Here is a 7,507-nt window from a genome sequence, read left to right as displayed (position 1 = left end):
TCCGTCCAAGGACACCAAAGTGCCGTACGACCATACCGAGACCCCGGGCACGGTCAAGTCAGAAGGCAAGCAGACCGTAACCTACGTCTACAAGGACAAGGACGGCAAGGTGGTCAAGACCAAGAAGGTCGAAGAAGGCACGACCTTCACCGGCAAGACCAGCAAGGACGAAGTCACTGGCAAGACCACGACTACTTGGGATCAAAAAGACCACAAGTACAATGAAGTAACGACTCCAGTAGAGCCGGGCTACACTGCCGACAAGAAGAGCGTGGGCGGCGAGACCGTAACTCCAGCTGATCCAAACCGCAGCTACACCGTTGTCTACACTCCAAACGGCAGCGTCGTACCGGTAGATCCAAACGGCAACCCAATTCCAAACACGCCATCAGTGCCGTACGAAACCGATCCAAAGGACCCAACCAAGGTCGTGAACGGCAAGGTTCCAGAAGTTCCAAGCTGGACTCCAAAGAACGGCAAACCAGGCGACCCAGTAGTTCCAACGGATCCGTCCAAGGACACCAAAGTGCCGTACGACCATACCGAGACCCCGGGCACGGTCAAGTCAGAAGGCAAGCAGACCGTAACCTACGTCTACAAGGACAAGGACGGCAAGGTGGTCAAGACCAAGAAGGTCGAAGAAGGCACGACCTTCACCGGCAAGACCAGCAAGGACGAAGTCACTGGCAAGACCACGACTACTTGGGATCAAAAAGACCACAAGTACACTGAAGTAACGACTCCAGTAGAGCCAGGCTACACTGCCGACAAGCAGAGTGTGGGCGGCGAGACCGTAACTCCGGATGATCCAAACCGCAGCTACACTGTAACCTACACGCAAATTAAGTCTGATAAGCCGACAACACCGGAAACCAAGCCGACCAAGCCAAAGGCTAAGCCGCTTGTTCGGAAAACTAAGTCTGATCCAGCTCATCCAAACGCTGGCCAGCTGAATGGCCATGCGAAGACGCCAAGCGAACCAGTCACTCCAGGCACGCCAACTCTCAATGGCGCTGGCTTGACCAATGCTGACGGCAATGGAATTGGCTCAGCCAACTCTGTTAAGACCGCGGCAGGTGACGCCAAGCTGCCACAGACTGGCGCCAAGGAATCTCCAGCAGCAGTCGCTGCCGGCCTGATTGCCTTAGGCATGTCTGCCTCTCTCGGTCTGGCAAGTCTGCGCAAGAAGCGCCACTAAGTTAATGTGGAGAAGTCCTGATCATTGATCAGGGCTTTTTTGCTGGAATCAAAAGAGACCCAAGCTGATGTGACCCCAAAAATTGGGACAATTTAGTATTACGCCGTTAAGGTTGTTAAAACATGATTCCGATATTCAATCGGGGTCATGTTTTTTCGTCCTGTCTTGATTCTTACGTTGTTGTAGTAATCGACGTATTTGTGAATAGCTTGCTCAAGCTCATTTAAGTCCTTGTATTTATGTTCTTGGCCGTAGAACATCTCACGCTTAAGAATGCCGAAGAAGCCTTCCATTAAGCCGTCATCAAGAGAATTACCCAACCTGGACATACTCTGATCGATCCCTCTGTTAGCCAGAACGGCTTGATATGCTTGGTGCTGATATTGCCACCCACGGTCTGAGTGGAAAATAAGCCCGTTAAGAGCCAGGTGCTTCTCAAATGCGTCATCTAGCATGGTCATCACTTGCTTAAGGTCTGGGTGCCTAGAAATGTTGTAGGAGATGATTTCTTGGGTACAACCATCGATAATTGGAGAAAGGTAGAGCTTTTGATCTCTAAGATGGAATTTAGTCACGTCGGTAAACCAATGTCTGTTGGGGATAATTGCGTAGAAATTGCGCTTGATTAAGTCTGGCTTGATTTTGCCTTGAACGCCGTAATAGCTGCTGTAGTTACGTTTCTTGCGGATTGAGATGGCGAATAAGCCCATCTTTTGCATGAGCCTCTGCACCTTCTTATGGTTGACCTCATAGTCTTCCCGGCGAAGCTGTCCGTAGATTCGCCGGTACCCATAGCGCTGGCTGTGTTCAAGAAAGATCTCTTTGATTCTATCCATCAGTTTCTGGTTACCAGAATCCTTATCAAGCTTATGGGTTTGGTAGTAGTAGTTGCTTCTTGAGATATGAGGCAATCCAGGGTTGGCATTGATAACGTCAATAATGTACTTAACGCTAAGCCGCAATTCTTGCCTTAATTCATTGATTGCACGAGCTAATTCTTCTTTTCTTGGCTCTTCCGTTCTTGAATTAAGGCCTCCAATTTTTTATGTATGCAAGCTCGACTGTAAGCCTCTTTACCTGCTCTTCCAGCTCTTTGATCCGCTGTTTGTCCTTGCTTTTGGGCATTCTTGGGTGGTCTACCTTTCTTCTTGGTAATGACAGTATACCCGTTTTCTTTAAAAGAGCGAAGCCAATTTGCAAGAATTCCTGTATTTGTAAGTCCTAAGTCTAGAGAAACCTGTCTAAGTGCTTCACCGCCTAGCAGAACTCTATCAATGGCAGCAAGCTTGAAATCGGCAGTATATTTCTGTTGAGGGCGATCCAGAATATCTTCACCATGTTTTTGAATCAAGTCCACCAAATACTGGATTCCTCCACGCCCCATCCCATATTTCCGGCTAAGGTAGGTGTCTCTTCTGTGATCATTTACCCATTCGTGGTAGATAGCAAGTTTGATTTCTTTAGTGTATTTAGTCATGAAAATAACCCCCGAAATTAGTGTCCTAATTTCGGGGGTCATATCAAATGGTCGTCCTTGCGACGGCTTTTTTGTTTCCAGCGCAATTTCTCGCGCAAGACACGCGTGTGGTCGATTAGATCACAGAGGCTAAAGGCATGAAACATTGCAAGCGCCAATTGCAAGGATAAATTGAACACTTACCAATAACACCTGGTAGATTTTTCAAAAGTGCTAACTACTGTTTCAGATACTTGTCAAACCAGCTGGTAATCTCGCTTAGGCGGCGGATCCGGTGCTTTGGCTGGCCGCTGCGTGACAATTCGTGGTTTTCCCCCTTGAACAGGCACATTCTCGCCTCAACCCCGTAGTAAAGCAAGGCCCGGAACATCTGCATCCCTTCAGGCAAAGGACATCTGTAGTCTTCCAGAGAGTGAATGAAGAGGGTCGGGGTAGTCACGTTCTTGGCATACTTGAGCGGAGACTGCTGCCAGGCATAGTCCAAATCTTCACCCAATTCCTTGGCGCCAACAGCGTAGAGGTCGTCCCATGGGCCGATATCTGACAAGAATGAGTCGCTGAACCAGTTGGACATGGACCGCTGGGTGGCGGCAGCGGCGAAGCGGTGGGTGTGGCCGATGACCCAGTTGGTCATGTAGCCGCCGTATGAGCCGCCCGTGATGCCCAATTTGTCAGCAGCAATCTGCGGCACTTGAGCCAGCACTGTGTCAGTGAACTTCATTAAGTCGTCGTAGTCCTGCCGGCCCCATTTGCCGCGCATATCAGCGTAATCGTTGCCTTGTCCGTCTGAACCATAGATGTTGCAGAAGAAGACGAAGTAGCCCGCGCCAGCCCAGACTTGCATTTCATGGAAGAAAGGGGTGCCATAGACCGTCTTTGGACCGCCGTGGACATCGAGAATCGCAGGGTACTGCTGCTTAGGATCAAAGTCCTTTGGGTACAGAACCCAGCCATGCTGAGTTTTTCCTTGAGCGTCAGTGTAGTCAAGCTGCTGGGCTTGGGCGACATAGCGGTCCTTTAAGGCGTCTTCATTGTAATTTGAATGCTTGCTCAGCTGACCATCCTTGTAAGAGTAGAGCTGCTGGGTTTCATTAGCGGCAGCTCCGGTGAACCAGAGGGTACCGTCGCCAGTAAAGTCGAAGTAGTCAATGGATGGGAATTCAAAGACTGGCTTGACCGTTTCCCCGTCAAAAACTTCCAGGACGCAGTGGTCGACTTTGGTAGTGGTGAAGTAGAGCTTATCCTGGAACTCGCGGCTGGTGCGGACGTCGAGCAGGCAGAGGTCGGTGTCGACCACGTTGCCCCAGCAGTCGTCCCAAGCCGCGGCCAGACTAAGTCCGTGCTTATTTTTGTCATAAAGATAGAGCTGGGGATTCTCTTCCACGCCGTAGCGCTTCTGGTCAGTGGCGGCCAGGTAGAGCTGGTCTTTGAGGGTAAAAATGTCAAAAATCGCCCACTGGTCTTTTGGCAACAGCTCTTCAGTCTTTAAGGTGTCCAGGTCCATGGCAAAAAGGGCCGGCTTCAGGCTCTCGGAATGGGTGTAGGATTCCCCGGTGAAGTAAAGGGTTTGGCCACAGGCTTGGAAGAAGTCAAAGGCAAAGTACTTGTCATCTTTTAAGAGCTCAGTCAGCTGCTGGGTCTTTGGGTCAAAAATAAACAGGCGGTCGCGGAGCTTGGAGATGACGCCTTGGTTGTTGAAGTAGGCCGGGAACTCGTCCATCACGATGTAGTCCTTGGCGTCAGGATCCTTCTTTTTGGCAGCTTCATTCAGGTCAACCCGGCGGGTGAGCAGGAGGCGGCCGTCAGCCAAGACGTCGGCCACGCCGTAGTCCGCGTGATCCAAAGCAGCTGCGACCTGGGCTTCCCCGCCATCCAGGTGGAGCTGGTAGATGAAGGTCTTGTCCTTTTCCTTGGTCCGGTTGCCGGCAAAATAGATGGTGTTGTCGTCAGCAAAGACAAAATCGCTTTCCTCGCCAAAGGAGGTGAGGGGGTGGATCGCACCGTCCTTGTATTCATCGATGGTATAGCGGTATTTTTCCTTCTTTGCCGCGTCAGGCAGGGCCTTGACCCAGGCCAGGCTCTGCCCCTTGCACTGGAGCTTGCCTAAATTGCTGTAATGCAAAAAGTCTTCAATCTTGATTGCTTGCATCTTGCGTCCTCTTTTCTGTCAGTGATTTGCTTTAATTTTACTCTAATTTGCAGGTGGTTACAAAAACTTTACAAAAGCGGCTTTTTTGATGTATGCGCTATCAATTGATGCTATGCTTTTTTTGAAAATTGAAATGAAATTCCATTAGTTACAGAGAAAAAATGAAAGGAGCAGACAAATGTCAGAAGAAGATGCGGCAGACATCCCCTGCGTCAATGGCTCGCAGGCTGCAATCGAAGAAATTACCGGAAGCGCAAGCCTGATCCAAATCCGCTGCCGCTGACTAGGGAGTGTCTCAAGCCCTTCACCAAGGTTACCTTTACCATCACGACGGTTGGCGATGAAGCGGCTGATTTGATCAATGGCTTGAGCAAGGCCGCGGATGAATTCTACAAGCAATATGAAGCGAGATTTTTGGAGGACTTGGATCCAAAATACCCGCCAATATATGCCTGATTTAACGGTCAGTCATGAATTTTTTAATATTTCAGCCAGTACACGCTGGGATCTAGACATGATTGATGATGCTTATGAGTCAGGCAAAATTGAGTTTCCAATTCAAGCACGAATGATGCAAGAAGAAGTGTTAGCAACGAGTGGATATGCTCCAAAGGACTTAAGATTGTTAAACTTGCTAACAAGACGGGATGAAGGAGAATTTGGTCAAATCCATCCAATTTTAATCTTTTACCAGTATAATAAGGTGTGTGAGCATCTAATTAAGATGATTCAGACAATGCGGCCTGATTTACCGATCCATACCTTGAATTTAGAAACACTATCGATCAAGATCGATGGGAAATCAATCGCAAAAAGAAAGATTTTACCGATGAAGTTGCCAGTTCAACATACATGAAGAAACATCGTAAACAAAAGGTAAGGGGAAATTAATATGACATATAAACTGACCGAGACCCAAAAGCTTGATTTATATATTCGCTTGAACAATTTAAACAGTAAGATAAAGAGCCTATCGACTGACGAAGAGTGGGTTAATAATCGCAAGCAAATTGGCGAGGTACTCTACCAACTTAATTTAGTCGAAGATCCAACTGATATGAATGAAGTTGAAAAAGCGAATTTAGACTATATTAGAAAGCGGACGAAATCCGTTATTCAGAATAGACCAATGGCTGCATACTTCATCAATCAAAAGGCACTAGACGAATTAGGCAACTTAGTTGACGAAGAAGACGAAAACTATTACTCTGACTTTCATGACATGTTAATTAATGATATGGCCGAATATGCAACAATTGTAAGAAATTTCGATTTAAAGTTAGCTAAAGCCAAAGAAGCTAATGATATGAATTACTACCGAGAAGAATATGCCAGACTTGATAATGCTAGACGGCGCCAACATGATGCAGTAATTGCAAGTCTTGCGGCCGCAAATAGAATTAACAAGTCGGAAGGCATAGAGCCGGTATTAGATGTTGGCGATGGCAGATCAGTCCATGATGTGCATCGTACTGATGTTGGCAATGCAGTTATATCATGGCTGGCAGAAACCAACTATCAAGATGCCCAAGTGCAAAAATAGTTTGAGCAGGAACTTGATCAGCTAACAACATATCTCTGTATAAAGAGTCATATAGTTGTTCTTGACACTTTTCGTGACGTTGTCGAAGGATCTTGATAGCAATTGCATGATGAGACAAACAAAAAATGGTGAAGCTCGGCGTATTTGTTCGAGTTTCACCATTTTTATTTGCTTTGTAAGCGCCCAAGAGTGCGGTATCTATCGACCTCTGTTTAATAGTCATCTACTGCTTTTACAGTTGAACACGATATTAAGGCCGAACATCCAACGTACCGCTCGAGCTGTTATTTTACAGTGATGCGATTAACGAGCTTATGCTCGAAGTCGTAGACAGGTTCTTGAGCCATGATTAATCCGAAAGAACTGGGTCGCGTGTTCATGACATGTGGGCGGGGATGAAGGATTTTGCCCTGTACGACTTGGAGAACAAGCAGTACTATCCAGAAGGGGAGTTGGAGATCAGCCATGAAGACTGGGCCTTCTACCGGAAACTGTACGGCTTCATTCCGCTGACCTACAAGGTTCGCATGACGGTGGCCGGCGTTAAGGCCAGAGTTTGCAACGCAACAACTTGGGGCGTGACCTACAAGTGCCCTGACAATCCAGTAGCGACGCTGCTTTTTGACCAAGTGGAAGGTACTTTCACCAGCCAGAAAGGGGAAGTCCGCCACTTGTCAAACGGCCGCATGGCCTTGTCGATCCGCCAATGGCATCAGTATCCAAGCATCCTGCCTAGAGAATTGTACCTTGACGACCAACAAGAAGGCGAAAAGTTCGAAACTTTATAGAAAAAAGCCGCCGGCTGCTAATGCAGTCTGGCGGCTTTTTGACGTGTTCAAGATTAGGAATAGCATCGTAGTTGGGTACTTTTTCGGAAACTGCTGTCTGTTATTTTGCCTGATTCATTATGAAAAACGGACAATGGAGACTGGTTAAAAGGAAATGCTTTCACTTCAGTAGAGAAAAAGCTAAACTAGTAATTATAATGCAACACAATCATCATTAAGTGAGTTGTAAGCGCCCAATAGCGCGGTATCTATCGACCTCTGTTCAATAGTCATATACTGTTCTTAACAATTGAATACGGAGGAACACGATATTATGACTGAACATCCAATCGTACCGCTCGAGCTGCCAAAG

The 7,507-nt window shown here is 47.4% G+C and carries 5 protein-coding genes and 1 pseudogene; 4 read left to right on the top strand and 2 right to left on the bottom strand.

All coding sequences use genetic code 11. The features are described from left to right. Positions 1-1,198: mucin-binding protein (locus FYJ62_RS09910; RefSeq protein ID WP_195837427.1), on the top strand; the 1,198-nt coding region annotated here is incomplete at its 5' end. A 98-nt stretch (positions 1,199-1,296) separates the two neighbouring features. Here the strand turns inward: FYJ62_RS09910 and FYJ62_RS09905 are convergent. Together FYJ62_RS09905 and FYJ62_RS09900 are read right to left on the bottom strand one after the other, a co-directional pair. Then, a pseudogene (locus FYJ62_RS09905) lies at positions 1,297-2,675 on the bottom strand (IS3 family transposase). A 217-nt stretch (positions 2,676-2,892) separates the two neighbouring features. Beyond that, positions 2,893-4,824, bottom strand: a complete 1,932-nt coding sequence (locus FYJ62_RS09900) for an alpha/beta hydrolase family protein (RefSeq protein ID WP_154549519.1) — start codon at positions 4,822-4,824, stop codon at positions 2,893-2,895. A 382-nt stretch (positions 4,825-5,206) separates the two neighbouring features. On the opposite strand from FYJ62_RS09900, the gene FYJ62_RS09895 reads away from it, so the two are divergent. The 3 genes from FYJ62_RS09895 to FYJ62_RS09885 all read left to right on the top strand — a co-directional run bounded on the left by FYJ62_RS09895 (position 5,207) and on the right by FYJ62_RS09885 (position 7,155). Beyond that, the gene (locus tag FYJ62_RS09895) at positions 5,207-5,680 is read left to right on the top strand and encodes a hypothetical protein (RefSeq protein WP_154549518.1); all 474 of its coding nucleotides are present in this window, start codon (positions 5,207-5,209) and stop codon (positions 5,678-5,680) included. Positions 5,681-5,716: 36 nt separating this feature from the next. Continuing rightward, positions 5,717-6,367 (top strand): DUF3232 domain-containing protein, encoded by a 651-nt coding sequence (locus tag FYJ62_RS09890; RefSeq protein WP_154549517.1) that lies wholly within the window; start codon positions 5,717-5,719, stop codon positions 6,365-6,367. Between the two features lie 395 nt (positions 6,368-6,762). Beyond that, positions 6,763-7,155 carry a hypothetical protein gene (locus tag FYJ62_RS09885; protein WP_154549516.1) on the top strand — a complete coding sequence of 131 codons (393 nt, stop codon included), beginning with the start codon at positions 6,763-6,765 and terminating at the stop codon, positions 7,153-7,155. The last annotated feature ends 352 nt before the right edge of the window (positions 7,156-7,507 follow it).

The organism is Lactobacillus porci, assembly GCF_009695985.1.
Taxonomy (GTDB): Bacteria; Bacillota; Bacilli; order Lactobacillales; family Lactobacillaceae; genus Lactobacillus; species Lactobacillus absianus.
This window is presented reverse-complemented; position numbering and strand designations above follow the sequence as displayed.

Coding starts and splice junctions, on each gene's coding strand:
- FYJ62_RS09885 (WP_154549516.1), top strand. CDS start 6,763: ATGAAGGATTTTGCCCTGTACGACTTGGAGAACAAGCAGTACTATCCA.
- FYJ62_RS09900 (WP_154549519.1), bottom strand. CDS start 4,824: ATGCAAGCAATCAAGATTGAAGACTTTTTGCATTACAGCAATTTAGGC.
- FYJ62_RS09890 (WP_154549517.1), top strand. CDS start 5,717: ATGACATATAAACTGACCGAGACCCAAAAGCTTGATTTATATATTCGC.
- FYJ62_RS09895 (WP_154549518.1), top strand. CDS start 5,207: ATGAATTCTACAAGCAATATGAAGCGAGATTTTTGGAGGACTTGGATC.